This window comes from Mycobacterium sp. (genome assembly GCF_025965855.1).
In the GTDB taxonomy this organism is placed as follows: domain Bacteria; phylum Actinomycetota; class Actinomycetes; order Mycobacteriales; family Mycobacteriaceae; genus Mycobacterium.
This window is the reverse complement of sequence record NZ_JAOPWB010000195.1, coordinates 1-15,574: the sequence shown is the minus strand read 5'-3', so window position 1 is coordinate 15,574 and position 15,574 is coordinate 1. Positions and strand designations below refer to the sequence as shown.

Below are 15,574 nucleotides of genomic sequence, written 5' to 3'. Positions count from 1 at the left end.
GGACGGCCGCGGCCGTGTCGTCGGGCCCGCACGAGACGTTGGCGCAGACGTGGATCCCGTGGCTGCGGTAGGTGTAGAGCCGGCCCGGGGGCCCGAACATCACGGCGTTGCGGCCGGACAGGCCGCGGTACGAGTGGGCCGCGGCGTCCGGCCAGGGACCGTCGGGAACCCCGCCGTAGGCCTCGACCTCGACGACGATGGCTCGCACGCCGCGTCCGGTGAGGGTGGCGCCGAGCAGTCGATGCGCGGCCGCGACCGGGTCCACCGACAGCTGGCCTGCAACCACCCACCGAACCTATCGGGCGTGTCGCGTCGTGAATTTCACGCTCGGCGACGAACTCCCCCTTGACAACCGCCGGTACAAGGGCGAATTATTCATCACATGATGAGTTCATCGAGCGATGAATTATTGGCGAAGGGCCGCGCCCCGGCCGTCAGCATCGAGCATCTACGCGTGGTCCGATTCAAACGCACTGTGCTGCATGACTTTTCCGTGCAGATAGCACAGGGCACCATCACCGGCATCCTCGGTCCGTCCGGCTGCGGCAAGACCACGCTGATGCGCTGCATCGTCGGCACCCAGATCGTCACCGGTCCTTCCAAGGGCGCCGTGACGGTGCTGGGCCAGCCGGCGGGAAGCCCGGCGCTGCGTCACCGGGTCGGCTACATGCCCCAGGACCCCGCGATCTACAACGATCTGCGGATCGTCGACAACGTCCGCTACTTCGCCGCGCTGTACGGCTTCGACACCGGCGCCGCCGACGCCGCCATCGACCGGGTCGGGTTGACCGACCACCGCACCGCCCTCTGCGGCAACCTGTCCGGCGGTCAGCGCACCCGTGCGTCGCTGGCGTGCGCCCTGGTCAGCCAGCCCGAGCTGCTCGTGCTCGACGAGCCGACCGTGGGGCTGGACCCCGTGCTGCGGGTCAATCTGTGGGAGCAGTTCAACGACCTCGCCCGGCGCGGCACCACGCTGCTCGTCTCCAGCCACGTGATGGACGAGGCCGACCGCTGCGGCGACCTGTTGCTGATGCGCGAAGGCCACCTCGTCGCGCACACCACCCCGACCAAACTACGAGAGGACACCGGATGCACGTCACTGGAGGACGCATTTCTGTCCATCATCAAACGCAGCACGGAGCGCCAAGCCGGGTAACGCTCAAGCCGTACGCGGCAACCACGACGCGGATCCTTCGCCAGCTGGCCGCCGATCACCGCAGCGTCGCGCTGATCCTGGTCGTGCCGATCCTGGTGATCACGCTGATGTACTTCATGTTCGAGAACGCGCCGCACCCCCCGGGCACGCCTACGCCGTTCAACAACGCCTGCCTGATTCTGCTGGGCCTTTTCCCGCTTTTCGTGATGTTCATCATCACCTCGATAACCATGCAGCGCGAGCGGGCCTCCGGGACGCTGGAGCGCATCCTGACCACGCCGCTGCGCCGGTTCGACCTGCTCATGGCCTACGGCACCGCATTCTCGATCGCGGCTGCGGCGCAAGCGATTCTCGCCTGCTTCGTGTCGTTTTGGCTGCTGGGCTTCGATACGGCGGGCAGCCCGGTATGGGTATTCGTGATCGCCATCGTCAACGCCATCCTGGGTGTCGGGCTGGGCCTGCTGTGTAGTGCCTTCGCGCGCACCGAGTTTCAGGCCGTGCAATTCATCCCGCTGGTGATGGTCCCTCAGCTGCTGCTGGCCGGCATCATCGTGCCCCGGGCGTTGATGGCGCACTGGCTGCAGTGGATCAGCAACGTGCTGCCGGCCAGCTACGCGCTGGAGGCCCTGCAGCAGGTGGGCGCGCATACCGAGCTGACCTACACCGCGGTACGCGACATCGTCGTCGTGCTGGGTTTCGCGATCGCGGCGCTGTGCCTAGCGGCGGCGACGCTGCGGCGGCGGACACCGTAGTGGCGATCGCAAGCGCGGCGCAGCCGGGCGCGGCGGGTCGCCACGGAGGGTCCTAGTGACGGCCACCAACACCGGGCGCAGGCGGCCCGGGCGGCCGGCGGGCAGCTCGGACACCCGGGACCGGATCCTGGCCGGCGCCCGAGAGCTCTTCGCGCGCAACGGGATCCGCAACACGTCGATACGGGCGGTGGCCGCGGCGGCGGGCGTCGACTCGGCGTTGGTGCATCACTACTTCGGCACCAAGGAAAAGCTCTTCGCCGCGGCCGTGCACATCCCGATCGACCCGATGGAGGTCATCGGCCGGTTGCGCGAGGTGCCCGTCGAGGAACTCGGCTACACCCTGCTGTCAATGTTGTTGCCGCTGTGGGACTCCGAGGTCGGTGTGGCGTTCATCGCCGCGCTACGCTCGATCCTGGCCGGCTCAGAAGCCAACCTGTTCCGTTCGTTCATCCAAGACGTGATCGCGGTCGAAGTGGGTCCACGCGTCGACGATCCGCCGGGCAGCGGCGCCATCCGGATCCAGTTCGTCGCGTCGCAACTGGTGGGCGTGGTGATGGCGCGCTACATCCTGCAATTGGAGCCGTTCGCGTCGCTGCCGGCCGATCAAATCGCTCGGACCATCGCGCCGAACCTGCAGCGCTACCTCACCGGGGAGCTGCCGGACCTGCTAGCGCCATGAGCCGTTCGTGCTCGTCGTCGTCGACGTCGCGGGCCTCGTCGATCAGCAGCACCGGGATGCCGTCCTCAATGCGGTAGGCCCGCCGCAGCCGCGGGTTGTAGAGCAGCTGATCATCTATCAATAGCAGCGGGCCCCGGTCGGCCGGGCACACCAGGATTCTCAGCAGGGAATCGTCGAGCATCACTGCGCGCCGCTCAGCTTCGACCGCTCCCCCGGGGTGAGCCGGCGGAACTCGTCGCTGTCCGTGTCGAAGTACCACGTCTGGCGTCCCGGCTTGGGGATCCCCGCCGCGCGCAAGGCGCTGACGGTGGGCCGGTAGGTGGCGCTGAGCGCCAGCTCAGGGCACACCTGCACGATGTCGGGCCCCACGCCGATGGGCATCTCGGCGACGGCCTCGGTCAGGTCGGCCGCGGTGATGGTGGCCCCCGGCAGCAACGTCACCGCCGATACCGCCACCTGCCGGTCACCCACCGGAACGTTGTAGGTCACTGCGAGGTCGACGCCGTTGATACAGCTCAGCGCGTCGGTGACCGGCTCGGCGAACACCAGCCCCCGCGCGGTGTGGACCACCGAGCCGCGCCGGCCCGCCAGCCAGTAATCGCCGTCGCCGTCGCGGTAGAACAGGTACTCGGTGGATATCCAGGTGTCGGCGGGGGCGAACACCCCGCGTTTGACCGAGGCGCTCGGGTCGATCGGCCCGTTGGACTGGGCCAGCAGGACCCCGACCTGGTGGGGCGCGGCGACCTGCACGAAGCCGCGTTCGTCCTCGAGGATCAGATCATGCTCGGCGTCGTAGGCGCCGAGCTCGACCCGCCCCACGCCGGGCAGCGGGCGGCCCTTGCTGCCCATCTTGTGGCCGGACACGTTGGCCAGCACCGCCTGCCCGTCGGTGGTGGCGAAGAATTCGACGACGCGCGCGGGCGCGAACGCGTCGAGCACCCGCTGCCACAGCCCGGTCGGCATGCCCGAGCCGATGAACAGGCGCACCGGGTGGTTGCCGTGCAGCACGAAGGCGGGATCGTCGACCACGTCGCGCAGCATGGCCCAGGTGTAGGACACCACCGTGACGCCGTACTGCCGTACCTCCTGGACGAACCGGTCCGGATTAATGCCGCGGGACAGCGCGATGCGGGTGCCGCCGACGACCGCGCCGCCCAGGCTGACCAGCAACGCGGACTCATGGTGCAGCGGGGTCAGGCAGTACACGGTGTCGCGGCGGTCCAGGGCGGCCGTCGAGGCGGTCCCGAAGGCCGACACCGCCCACCGGTAGTTGGTGATCTGCCTGGCGACCAGTTCGCCGCCTGCCGCGCTGAACGCGATGAACGCCAGGTCGCGGGCCAGCCCCGGATTGGGCCGGTACCACGCGGGCAGCTGCACGGCGTCCGGGTCGATCTTCTCCATGTCGATGACTTGGGCCTGCTCGGAGGCGTCCTCGGGCAGGTGCAGGTCGCGCGACTCACCGCCGCCGAGCACCAGCACCTGCACCGGCAGCTGGCGGGCCGCGTCGAGGTTGGTGGGGTCGGTCAGGATCTCGCTGACTCCCCCGAGCCGGACCGAGGCGGCCAGGTCGGCGTCGGGCCGCATCACCACGGCGACGGCGCCCAGCCTCGACAGCGCGGCGATGGCGACCAGCGCGCTGGGGCGTGTCTCCATCAAGACGCCGACGCGGTCGCCCTGCCGCACCCCAACCTCGATCAGGCCGCGGACGACGTTGTTGATGCGGCGGTTGACGGCCTCGTAGGTGTGCACGCGGCCGTCGAACAACAGGAACTCGCCCTGCGGGGCGTCGTGCGCCTGCTCGTCGATGATGCGGCCCAGCGAGATGCGGGTGTGGTCGTTGAGCTGTCCCAGCCGCACCAGCCGCGGCAGCGTGCGGACGGTCTCGACGGCCAGGGTGCGCATCGACTTGTTGGCCGCCACGACCGTGCCGGCCGCGCCGCGCACCGCCCCCAGCGCCGCCTCGGAGACCTCCCCGAGGCCGTGCGCGATCCGGGAACTCAACGCGACACCGCTGTCGGTGTGCTCGATCGGCTGATCGGCCATCAGGTCGATGCCGCTCGGCTTGTCCCCGCCGGTCGACAGCCAGCGCACCCATTCGGCGACGGTGGGCCAGCTCTCCCGTGCCGCCTTGGATCCGACGACCAGACCAAAATGCCCTGTGCGGACGAGGCATTCGTAGACCTCGGCGTTCGGCGCGGCCCGGCGGATGCCGCGCACCGAGGCCGGCTGCCCGATGTCGTCCACCTCGCCGACGAAGGCCAGCACCGGGCAGGTGATGTCGGTGAGGGTGACCATCTGGCCGTTGACGGCGAAGCCGCCGGTCATCATGCGGTTGTGCGCGATGAACTGCTTGAGCAGCTCGGAGATCGCCGGGCCCGACCACGCGATCCAGCCTTCGCGCTCGAGGAACCGGCGCTGTTGTTCGCGCGGCAGCAGCGCCTCACGATCGTGCAGCTGACGCACGAAGTCCACTCGGGCCTTGGCGGTCTTGAGCGGGTCCATCATCTGAAAACCGGCGCGCGCCAACCAGCTTGGTATGTCGAGCCGGCTGAACACGTGATCGGCCATGAAGTTGGCGGCCGACGCGGCGAAGTTTGCCGGGATGCCCATGGGCAGGGCGGCCAGGGTGTCCACGGGGGAACCGAATGCCACGATGCTGGCGATGTTCTTCGAACGGCGGTATGCCGCGGCCTGATAGCAGAACATGCCGCCCTGCGAGTATCCGACCAGATGCACGTCGCTGCCGGTCGTGCCCTTCATCGTGTCGATGGCCTGGCTGAGCGCGACGATGTGGTCGGCAAGGTTGCGGCGCATGCCGCCCTCGACCTTGTCCGGTGAGCCGAAGTCGATGACCCAGGGATCCAGCCCGCCGGCGTGCAGGATCCCCACCGCGCCGTCTTCCCTCGTGACGTCCCACATGTCCGCCGACATCATCATCGGGTGGACCATCAGCACGGGCGGGCCGACCGGCGGCTGCCCGGGCCGGCTGTCCGGCGGGAAATACCGTCGCAGCTTGTACATCGCGACGCTCTCGACGATCTGGGACGGCGACGGCACGGTGCCGGTTTCCAGGCCCCCCAGCCGCAAGACCTCTAACCCGTTCTGTGCCGTGGCGACCAGGCGCTCGACCGGACGCGTGACCATCGAAAAATTGAGATCCACCGCTGCTCCCTGACTCTTGACAGCTCCGCGCCATCATGGCACATCAGCGCCCTCGGCGGTTTTGGTCAAGCTGTTTGCCGGCCGGGTCGATGGGTGCCCGGGGTGGTTACTCCGCCCGCGGATTCACGCGGTCGGCGAACGCGCTCCGACCTCAGCGCCGGTGCCCGGGTTCGTCGAGGGTACCCGCCCCGTCGCTTTCCGCCATTCGGCGCAGCCGCTCGGCCATCCGGCGATCCTCCTGCGCGAATTTCCGGTGGCGAGCGGCGTGTTGCCGGTATTCGTCCTTGGAGAGAACGCTGTGCTCGGCCACTTCGTCGTACGACTTCGCGGTCCGGTCGTGGCTGTCCGCGGAAGTGTCCAGGCTGTTGGCCGCGGATCGTTGCGCGGACCTCGCCTTCCCCCGCGCCCGTTCGGCTCTTTGCCCGGCGTAGAACGCTTCTTCGGCGCCCCACACCTGGAGGTACGGATCAGCCCAGAGTCCGTTATCTGCGCCGCCCATCATCCAGCCCCTTTCTCGTTCGGAGAATTGACAGGGTTGGTGCTGCCGAAACGGCCCTCGACCACACTTGTCATGTCGACGAACCATGGGCGCCGACCGGCGAGCGGCGACTTGCCTTGCGCCCCAAGGCCGTTAGGCGGGGCGACGCCGGCACCGGCGCCGCCGAAATCCGATGGTTAACCACGCTGAAACCGGGTACTTTTCCGACGCGCAAAGGTCGCGACGCATCGGCGCGTGTCGTCGGGCCGCCTCGGTTGAAATCCGCAGCTGGGCGCTTACCAGTTCTTTGGGCCACTGCGCCCCCAACCTGCACGCCCACGTCGCCGCCGCGATCCCCAACCTGCGGCACCTGGAGTACTTCCACGACCACCACCGCATCGAGCACATGTTGTTCGACGGCGCCCTGCCCCCCGACGGCGGGGCGTTGCGCCCGGATCAGCACCGGCCCGGGCGGGGCTCGAGTTCAAACACCGCGAGGCCGAGCAGTACCGGGTGAGCTGATGTCCGATGTGGTCGACGAGCACGGGCTCGGGCCTGGTCCCCGGCCTGGGCGAGCCGCAGCGGATCGGCAGGTTCCGGTTCTTCCTGAAAGCCGTCGCCAGCAAGGCGTCGCCCGACACGCGAACCCACATCGACCACGCACTGCCGACTCTCTAATAATTGCCCGGTGGCGCACCTACTGGGAGCCGAGGGCATACGTCTGCAATATCCGACTCAGGTGGTGTTCGAGTCGGTCACGCTGGGGGTCAACGACGGCGCGCGGATCGGCATCGTCGGGCGAAACGGCGACGGCAAGTCCAGCCTGCTGGGCCTGCTGACCGGCCAGCTGCGGCCCGACGCCGGCCGGGTCACCCGCCGCAGCGGGCTGCGGGTCAGCGCGCTGAGCCAGGCCGACACCCTGGACGCGGACCGCACGGTGGGCTGGACGCTGGTCGGCGACCAGCCCGCACATCAGTGGGCCGGCGACGCGCGGGTGCGCGACGTGGTCAGCGGGCTGGTATCCGACATCGCCTGGGACGCAACGATTTCCACCCTCAGCGGCGGGCAGCGCCGGCGGGTGCAGCTGGCCGGGCTGCTGATCGGCGAATGGGACGTGATCGCCCTCGACGAGCCCACCAACCACCTCGACATCGAGGGCATCACCTGGCTGGCCGAGCATCTGCGGCAGCGCTGGGCGCGCAACACCGGCGGGCTGCTGCTGGTGACCCACGACCGCTGGTTCCTCGACGAGGTCGCCACCGCGACATGGGAGGTGCACGACGGGATCGTCGAGCCGTTCGAGGGCGGGTACGCGGCCTACGTGCTGCAGCGCGTCGAGCGCGACCGGGTGGGCGCCGCCGCCGAGGCCAAGCGGCAGAACCTGATGCGCAAGGAGCTGGCCTGGCTGCGCCGCGGACCCCCGGCGCGGAGCTCGAAGCCCAAGTTCCGCATCGACGCCGCCAACCAGCTGATCGCCGACGTGCCGCCGCTGCGCGACCCCGTCGAGCTGGCCAAGCTGGCGACCGCGCGGCTCGGCAAAGTAGTCGTCGACCTGCTCGACGTGTCGGTGTCGTACCCGCCTTGTACGGGGCGGCCGGTGCTGCGCGACGTCGAATGGCGGATCGCGCCCGGCGAACGCACCGGCATCGTCGGGGCCAACGGCGCCGGGAAGTCGACGCTGCTGGGATTGATCGCCGGCACCCTGGCGCCGGACAGCGGACGCGTCAAGCGCGGCAAGACGGTGCGGCTGGCCATGCTCGGCCAGCGGGGCGAGGACCTGGACGCGCTCGCCGGCGACCGGATCGCCGACGTGCTGGGCGGGCTGCGCGGCGGCTACCAGGTCGACGACCGGGAGGTCACCCCGGCCCAGCTGTTGGAGCGGCTGGGGTTCGGCCGTGGCCAGCTGTCCGCGCGCGTCGGCGATCTGTCCGGCGGCCAGCGACGGCGGCTGCAGCTGATGCTCACGCTGTTGTCCGAACCGAACGTGTTGCTGCTCGACGAGCCCACCAACGACGTCGACACCGACATGCTCACCGCCGTGGAGGACCTGCTCGACTCCTGGGCGGGCACCCTGATCGTCGTGTCGCACGACCGCTACCTGCTCGAGCGGGTCACCGATCAGCAGTGCGCGATCCTTGACGGCCGGTTGCGGCACCTGCCCGGCGGCATCGACGAGTACCTGCGGCTTTCGGCGCGTCGGCCGGTTGCGGCGGCCGCCGAGGCCGCGCCGGCCGATCTTTCGGGGATGTCCGGGGCGCAGCGCCGCACCGCCGAGAAGGGGCTGGCCGCGCTCGACCGTCAGCTCGCGCGGCTGGCCGACCGGATCGCGGCCAAGCACCACGAACTGGCCGATCACGACCAATCCGATCACGTCGGCTTGGCGCGGCTGACGGGCGAGTTGCGCGGCCTGGAAGACGAGGTCGCCGCAACGGAGAGCCGCTGGCTGGAGCTATCCGAGCTGCTCGAATAATCGAATCGTGAATTCGGGCTCAGCAGGCTTGGGAAGGTATCGGCCGGTGCGCTATCCGCCCGGCGAGGCGTTGCTGGCGCTGTATCGGTGGCGGGGCCCGGTGATCAATTCCGGCGCCGGGCGGCGTGGCTACACCTACCTGCTGGGCCCCGATGCAAACAAGTTCGTGTTTGCCAACGCCGACGCATTCAGCTGGCGGGAGACGTTCCAGAACCTGGCCCTGGTCGACGGGCCCACCGCGCTGATCGTCAGCGACGGCGACGACCACCGCCGCCGGCGCAGCATCGTGGCGCCCGGGCTGCGCCACCGACAGATCCAGGACTACGTGCAGACCATGGTCGCCGGCATCGACGCCGTCATCGACAGATGGCGGCCCGGGCAGCGGCTGGACATCTACCAGCAGTGCCGCTCCGCGGTCCGGCGCAGCACCGCCGAAAGCCTGTTCGGCCAGCGCATGGCCGTCCACTCCGAGTTCCTCGGCGAGCAACTTCAGCCCTTGCTGGACCTCACCCACCAGCTCCCCCAGGTGGTGGCGTTGCAGCGACGGGTCCGGGCGCCGGGCTGGCGACGGGCGATGGCCGCCCGCAAACGCATCGACGAGCTGGTCGACGCCCAGATCGCCCGCGCCCGCGCGGAGCCCACGCCCGACGACCACCTGCTGACCATGCTGATAAACGGTCGTGGCGACGAGGGTTACGCGTTGAGCGACAACGAGATTCGGGATGCGGTGATTTCGCTGATCACCGCCGGCTACGAGGCGACCAGCGGTGCGATGGCGTGGGCGATTCACACGCTGCTGTCCCTGCCAGGCGCGTGGGACACCGCCGCCGCCGAAGTGCACCGCGTGCTCGGCGACCGGCCGCCAGCCGCGGGCGACCTGGACGCGCTGACCTACCTCAACGGCGTCGTGCACGAGACGCTGCGGCTCTGCCCGCCGGGCGTCATTTCCGCCCGCAAGGTGATGCGTGACCTCACGTTCGACGGGCGCCGCGTCCCGGCGGGCCGGTTGCTGATCTTCAGCCCGTACGTCACGCACCGCCTGGCCGAGCTATGGCCCCAGCCAACGGAATTCCGCCCGGCGCGCTGGGATCCCGGCTCACCGGGCTACCGCAAGCCCGCGCCACACGAATTCATTCCGTTCAGTGGGGGCCTGCACCGGTGCATCGGGGCGGTCATGGCCACCACCGAGATGACCGTCATGCTCGCCCGGCTGGTCGCCAGGACCACGCTGCGGCTGCCCGCGCAGCGGATCCGCGCGCACCACCTGGCCGCGCTGTCCCCACGGCCGGGACTGGCCGTCGACGTCGTCGACTCAGTGCCAGCGAAGTAGCACCAGTTCCGAGCAGAATCCGGGACCCATCGCGAGCATCAGCCCGGGGCTGCCGCTCGGCGGCGGCTTCGCGATGGTGTCGCGCAAGATGTGCAGCACCGAGGCCGACGAGAGGTTGGCGATTTCGCCCAGCGAGCGCCAGGTCAGCTCCAGCGCGTCGGGGCCGAGCTCGAGGGCCCTGGTGATCGCGTCGATGACTTTCGGGCCGCCGGGGTGGCTCACCCAGGCGCCGATGTCGTCCCTGGTGAGCCCGTGGGTGGCGAGGAAGCCGTTGACGTCGTCGGCCAGGTAGCGGTCGATCAACGTCGTCAGCTCCGGGGACATCACCAGCTGGAGCCCCGCCGAGCTGACGTTCCAGCCCATGATGTGCAGCGATTCCGGGTACAGGCGGCTGCGTGAGTCGAGGATGTCGGGCCCGCTGGGTTTGAGCTGCTCGGCGCGACGTTCGCCGACGGCCACCACGGCGGCCGCCCCGTCGCCGAACAGCGCGCTGCCGACCAGTCCCGACACCGTCGGCTTGACCGCCGGGTAGGTGAGCGAGCAAAGCTCGACGGAGATCAGGACCGCGACGCCGTCGGGCGCGCCGCGCAGGTAGTCGTGCACCCGGGCCACGCCCGCCGCGCCGGCCACACAACCCAGGCCGAACAGCGGCATCCGGCGCACGTCCGGTCGCAAGCCGAGCCGTCCGGCGATGCGGGCGTCCAGCGGCGGCACCGCCACGCCGGTGACGGTCGTGGTGGCGATCATGTCGATGTCTTGCGGCTCCAGGCCGGCCTCGTCGAGCGCGCCCAGCAGCGCCTCACAGCCCAGGTCTACGGCGGCGTCGATGAAGATCTTGTTGGCGTCGCCGAAGTCGGTCAGGGTTGGGTAGCGCTCCAACGGCAGGACGAAATGGCGGCTGTTCACCTTCGCCGAGGCGTGCAAACGCCGAACGATTTCCTCGTGTTCCTTGAGCGCGGGAAACTCGACGAATTGGTCGGTGATCTCGCTCTGGCTATACCGATGCGGCGGCAACGCACCGAACACACCTGCGATAACGCTCATGCCCTACCTTTTTCAGGCGACCCGAGGTTTCTCCCGATCCTGGGAAGTTTAAGTGGTTGCGCGAAGCCGCGCAAAGTTGGCTTTATTCAACACATGTCTGGTGACGGGCCCGTAATCGCGTATGTCAACGCGGATTTCGTCATTCTACGACGTCGCCCTCGTCCGGTTTGAGCGCCATCGCAATGAGCGCCTCGGGGCTCAGCGAGTCGATGGCGTCGTCGCTGATCGTGGGCTTCGTTGGCGACCTTTCCGCGCTTCCGGCGAGCAATAGCAGTTTGTCGAGCAACCCGGTTCTTCGCAGTTCCTGAATGGGAATCTTTTTGAGCGAAGACCAGACTTTTTCGTCATCGGAATCCTCGCGATCGCCCCGCAGCAGTTGGTGACGTAGATGATCGGCCAAGGCCGTGGGGTTGGGATAGTCAAAAACGAGGGTGCGCGACAACGCCAAGCCGGTATCGGTTTTCAGGCGGTTGCGGAGTTCGACGCCGGTCAACGAGTCAAAGCCGAGGTCGGCAAACGCGCGCTCGACATCGATCGCGTGGTTGTCCGAATGCCCCAACACGGCCGCCGCGTGCTTGGACACCAGTTGCACCAGCTGGCGGCGCTGGTCGTCGGGCGCCAATTGCCGCATACGTTCGGCCAATTCGTGTGGCTCGACCACCGCGGGGGCCGGGGTGTCCGGGCCAGTTTGCAGCCAATACCCTTGGCGGTCAAAGGCATACGTCGGTAGAGGGATGCGTTGGCCGCGCGGTAGGACGGCGTCCCAATTGACCGCCGCGCCTACGGTGAACAGGCGGCCGGCCGCCGTGAGCAGCGACTCCGCCTCCGGGCGGTCTTTGGCCATGGCGACCACCGTCGCCGGCCGCTGAGTGGTCAGCGACTGCTCCACCGCGACGCTGAGGCCACCGCCGGGGCCGACTTCCACGAATGCCCCGGCCCCCAGCCGCTCGGCGGCGTGTATGCCGTCGAGGAAACGCACCGGACGGCGCGCATGCTCCGCCCAATAGCGCGCCGACCCATACCCGGGCCCGGCCGGCCGACCAGATACGTTGGACACCAAACCAATCCGCGGCTCGCGTGGCGATATGTCGGCCACCGCGGCGAAGAAGTCTTCGAGCATGGGCTCGATGAGCGGTGAGTGAAAAGCGTGGGAGACCGCCAACCGATGCACCCGCGTTCCGCGGTGCGCCAGACCCTCAGCGATGGCGGCGACGGGCGCCTCGGCGCCCGAGATCACCACCGCACTGGGCCCATTGACCGCCGCAATCGCCACCCCGTCGGTCAGCAACGACGCCACCTCGGCCTCGGCAGCGGCCACCGCGACCATCACCCCACCGGCCGGCAGCGCGCCCATCAGCCGGCCGCGCACGGCGACCACTTTGGCGGCATCGGTCAACGACAACACCCCCGCCACATAGGCTGCGGTGATCTCGCCCACCGAGTGACCCATCACCACATCCGGGACGACGCCCCAGTGCCGCAGCAATGCCGTCAACGCCACCTCGATGGCAAGGAGCGCCGGCTGAGCAAACTCGGTGTTGCCCAAGAGGTTTGCGTCACTCCCCCACATCACGTCGCGCAGTGGCAGGCGCAGGTGCGCATCGAGGGCATCGGCGGCCTCATCGAAAGCCGTTGTAAACACCGGGAATTCATCGTAGAGCTGGGCGCCCATGCCCAGCCACTGCGCGCCCTGGCCGGGAAACACGAACACCGTCTTTCTCGCCGGGCGTGCCCGCCCCAGCATGAGGTTGGGGTGCGGCTCCCCGGTAGCCAACGCCGCCAGCCCGGCCATCAGGGTGTTGCGGCCGGCGCTCACCAGCGCCGCCCGGTGCTCGAACGCCGACCGCGTCGTCGCCAACGACCAGCCCACGTCGTGAACGCGCGGCGCCGCATCGTCGGCCAGGTGCGCCAGCAGCCGCGCGGCCTGGTTTGCCAGCGCGCGTTGCGAGCGGCCCGAGAGCGCCCACACGGCGGGCGCGTTCTCCGGTTCGGCTGCCATGCTTTTGCGTTGCTCGGGAGGCGCCTGAACGATCAGGTGCGCGTTCGTTCCGCCCATCCCGAACGACGACACCCCAGCCCGGCGAGGCCCATCCCCGGGCCAGGGGATCGGCGTGGTGGGGATGCGCAGACCGAGGCCTTCCAGATCGATTTCGGGGCTGGGCTCGGCATAGTTGAGGCTGGGCGGAATGACCGCGTTTTCGATTGCCAGCACCGTCTTCAGCAAACCCGCAATGCCCGCGGCGGCTCCGGTATGCCCGATGTTGGTCTTTACCGATCCCAGGCTCACCGGATGGTGTCGACGCCCGCTCCCGGCGAACACCTCCCCTAGCGCCCTCGCCTCCACCGGGTCGCCGATTTGCGTGCCGGTGCCATGGGCCTCGACGTACTGCAGCTGGCCGGCATCCAGCTCCGCGCTCGACAGGGCGCGCCGGATGACGTCGGCCTCTGCGGAGACGGAGGGAACGGTCTGCCCGGCGGCGCTGCGCCCGGCGTTACCGACGGCGCTGCCGCGAATGATCGCGCGGATGCGGTCCCCGTCGTCGAGGGCGGCCGCTAACGGCTTGAGCAGGACGAGGCCGCCGCCTTCGCTTGGCACGTAACCGTCGGCGCGCGCGTCAAACGCATAGGTGTGCCCGGACGCCGACACCGCACCGAACTCCCGTTCCAGCAGTGCGGTTTCGGGTGCAAGGTTCAGGTGAACCCCGCCGGCAATGGCGAGTGCTGACTGGCCCGCACGGAGGCTTTCGCACGCGAGGTGCACCGCCACCAGCGACGACGATTGGCCGGAGTCGACCGTCAAACTGGGCCCATGCAGGCCCAGGGCATACGAGATCCTGTTGGCGATCATCGCCCGGCTGATGCCGGCGAAGGAATGGTGGTCGATGTCTTCGGGAGCGTCCTGAAGCGTCAATACGGCGTAGTCGTCGCTCATCGCTCCGAGGTACACGGCGACCTGTTTTCCCTGAAGCGTTTGGGCCACGAGGAACGCGTCTTCGAGTAGTTCCCACGTCAGCTCGAGGGCCAGCCGCTGCCGGGGATCCATCGCGCAGGCCTCGCGCGGCGAGAGGTTGAAAAAGTCCGCGTCGAATCCGGCGACATCGCCGGGCAGCTCCCTGGCTTCCTGTCCGTCGCGAATGAGGCGCCAGAACTCGGTCGGGCTGGCGGCGGCGGGGAATCTGCACGCCAGCCCGATGATCGCTATGTCTGCCGAGCGCACGCCGTCCTCCATATCACTGAGGTCTAGCACGTCTTGTTTCTGACGCTGTGCGGGTGGGCTGCCGCAAATGTAGTTGCCGGGGTCCGCAATTTCGCCACAACAGCACCAGCAGCAACTTCAGCACCGCTAACGCGAAGTTACGGGCAGGTAAACGGCCAAACCCACAAACAGCGCGCCATCTCGCCATAACATGCGGAAAAACAGCATTTTCACCCGCCTTAACGCCAGGGCTCCGCCCCAGAAGCCCGAGATTCCGTCGCAAGGACGAGTGCCGTGTCATTTGTAGTCATATCCCCGGATGCGGTGTCGACCGCAGCGGCTGATCTGGACGCAATCGGCTCGACGCTTGTGGCCGCCAACGCCACGGCCGCGGCCCCGACCACGACAGTGGTGGCCGCGGCCCAGGACGAGGTTTCGACGGGGATCGCGCAGCTGTTCGGCACGCACGCCAAAGAATTTCAGGCCGCCACCGCGCAAGCGGCGGCGTTTCATGCCGAATTCGTACAGGCATTGAGCGGCGCCGGCGGCGTTTACTCGGCCGCTGAGGCGGCCAACTCGTCGCCGCTGCAGACCCTCGAGGACGACGTCCTGGCCGTCATCAACGCGCCCACCGAGTATCTCGTCGGGCGCCCGCTGATCGGCAACGGAACCAATGGGGCACCGGGGACCGGGCAGGCCGGCGGCCCGGGCGGGATCTTATGGGGCAACGGCGGCAGCGGCGGGTCCGGCGTGCCCGGCACCGCCACCACCGCGGCCGGCCCGGGGGGTCCCGGCGGGGCCGCCGGCCTGTTTGGCAGCGGTGGCGTCGGCGGCTCCGGCGGCGCAGGCGCGACGGGTCAGATCGGCGGCGGGGGCGGTTCCGGCGGGACCGGCGGGATCATCTTCGGCCATGGCGGTGTCGGTGGCTACGGGGGGTTTGGCGGGGCCGGGGCCACCGGCATGGTCGGCGGCAACGGAGGCAACGGAGGCGCGGCCGGGGCCGGCGGCAACGAGGGGCTGTTCGGCTACGGCGGCCCCGGCGGGACGGGTGGGCTCGGCGGCGCCGGTGGCTCCGGTGCCCTACTCAACGGCAGCGCCGGCACCGGCGGGGCCGGCGGGCCGGGCGGCAGTGAGGGACTGATCGGCTTCGGCGGTGCGGGCGGCGCCGGCGGGACGGGTGGGACTGCTGCCGCCGGCCTGACCGGCGGCAGCGGCGGCACCGGGGGGGCCGGCGGCGCTGGCGGCAACGATGGGCTGATCGGCGTCGCGGGGCCGGGCGGTGTCGGCGGGACCGGCGGAAATGGCGC

General features: G+C 69.3%; 13 protein-coding genes and 1 pseudogene. 8 read left to right on the top strand and 6 right to left on the bottom strand.

What is annotated here, in order from left to right:
• Positions 1-286 (bottom strand): DNA-3-methyladenine glycosylase (locus tag JWP83_RS16680; protein ID WP_297731973.1); only part of this gene is annotated, 286 nt, incomplete at its 3' end.
• A 96-nt stretch (positions 287-382) separates the two neighbouring features.
• Here JWP83_RS16680 and JWP83_RS16675 point away from each other — a divergent pair.
• The 3 genes from JWP83_RS16675 to JWP83_RS16665 are packed head-to-tail and all read left to right on the top strand — an operon-like array spanning position 383 to position 2,587.
• A complete protein-coding gene (locus tag JWP83_RS16675; RefSeq protein ID WP_297731969.1) occupies positions 383-1,156 on the top strand; it encodes an ABC transporter ATP-binding protein in 774 nt (257 codons plus the stop codon).
• Positions 1,090-1,908 carry an ABC transporter permease gene (locus tag JWP83_RS16670; protein ID WP_297731966.1) on the top strand — a complete coding sequence of 273 codons (819 nt, stop codon included), beginning with the start codon at positions 1,090-1,092 and terminating at the stop codon, positions 1,906-1,908. Before JWP83_RS16675 ends, JWP83_RS16670 begins: the two co-directional genes overlap by 67 nt.
• A 55-nt stretch (positions 1,909-1,963) precedes the next feature.
• Positions 1,964-2,587, top strand: coding sequence for a TetR family transcriptional regulator (locus JWP83_RS16665; protein ID WP_297731963.1), 624 nt, complete (start codon positions 1,964-1,966; stop codon positions 2,585-2,587).
• On the opposite strand, the gene JWP83_RS16660 is transcribed toward JWP83_RS16665, so the two are convergent.
• The 3 genes from JWP83_RS16660 to JWP83_RS16650 all read right to left on the bottom strand — a co-directional run bounded on the left by JWP83_RS16660 (position 2,553) and on the right by JWP83_RS16650 (position 6,248).
• Positions 2,553-2,768, bottom strand: coding sequence for a Trm112 family protein (locus JWP83_RS16660; protein WP_297731960.1), 216 nt, complete (start codon positions 2,766-2,768; stop codon positions 2,553-2,555). The genes JWP83_RS16665 and JWP83_RS16660 overlap by 35 nt on opposite strands.
• Positions 2,768-5,749: an acyl-CoA synthetase gene (locus JWP83_RS16655; RefSeq protein WP_297731958.1), complete on the bottom strand. Its 2,982-nt coding sequence runs from the start codon at positions 5,747-5,749 to the stop codon at positions 2,768-2,770. The genes JWP83_RS16660 and JWP83_RS16655 overlap by 1 nt, the downstream gene beginning before the upstream one ends.
• Positions 5,750-5,900: 151 nt before the next feature.
• Complete coding sequence (locus JWP83_RS16650; protein ID WP_297731955.1) at positions 5,901-6,248, bottom strand: hypothetical protein; 348 nt, start codon at positions 6,246-6,248, stop codon at positions 5,901-5,903.
• A 172-nt stretch (positions 6,249-6,420) separates the two neighbouring features.
• Between JWP83_RS16650 and JWP83_RS16645 the strand changes: the two are divergent.
• The 4 genes and pseudogenes from JWP83_RS16645 to JWP83_RS16630 all read left to right on the top strand — a co-directional run bounded on the left by JWP83_RS16645 (position 6,421) and on the right by JWP83_RS16630 (position 10,027).
• Positions 6,421-6,749 (top strand): annotated as a pseudogene (locus JWP83_RS16645) (enolase C-terminal domain-like protein).
• A 6-nt stretch (positions 6,750-6,755) separates the two neighbouring features.
• A complete protein-coding gene (locus JWP83_RS16640) occupies positions 6,756-6,905 on the top strand; it encodes a hypothetical protein (RefSeq protein ID WP_297731953.1) in 150 nt (49 codons plus the stop codon).
• Positions 6,906-6,915: 10 nt separating this feature from the next.
• Complete coding sequence (locus JWP83_RS16635; protein WP_297731949.1) at positions 6,916-8,697, top strand: ABC-F family ATP-binding cassette domain-containing protein; 1,782 nt, start codon at positions 6,916-6,918, stop codon at positions 8,695-8,697.
• A 46-nt stretch (positions 8,698-8,743) separates the two neighbouring features.
• Positions 8,744-10,027, top strand: coding sequence for a cytochrome P450 (locus JWP83_RS16630; RefSeq protein ID WP_297731946.1), 1,284 nt, complete (start codon positions 8,744-8,746; stop codon positions 10,025-10,027).
• Here the strand turns inward: JWP83_RS16630 and JWP83_RS16625 are convergent.
• Together JWP83_RS16625 and JWP83_RS16620 are read right to left on the bottom strand one after the other, a co-directional pair.
• Positions 10,010-11,071, bottom strand: a complete 1,062-nt coding sequence (locus JWP83_RS16625) for a type III polyketide synthase (RefSeq protein WP_297731943.1) — start codon at positions 11,069-11,071, stop codon at positions 10,010-10,012. The genes JWP83_RS16630 and JWP83_RS16625 overlap by 18 nt on opposite strands.
• A gap of 139 nt (positions 11,072-11,210) precedes the next feature.
• Positions 11,211-14,288 (bottom strand): type I polyketide synthase, encoded by a 3,078-nt coding sequence (locus tag JWP83_RS16620; RefSeq protein WP_297731975.1) that lies wholly within the window; start codon positions 14,286-14,288, stop codon positions 11,211-11,213.
• A 273-nt stretch (positions 14,289-14,561) separates the two neighbouring features.
• Here JWP83_RS16620 and JWP83_RS16615 point away from each other — a divergent pair.
• Positions 14,562-15,574: PE family protein (locus JWP83_RS16615; protein ID WP_297731940.1), on the top strand; the 1,013-nt coding region annotated here is incomplete at its 3' end.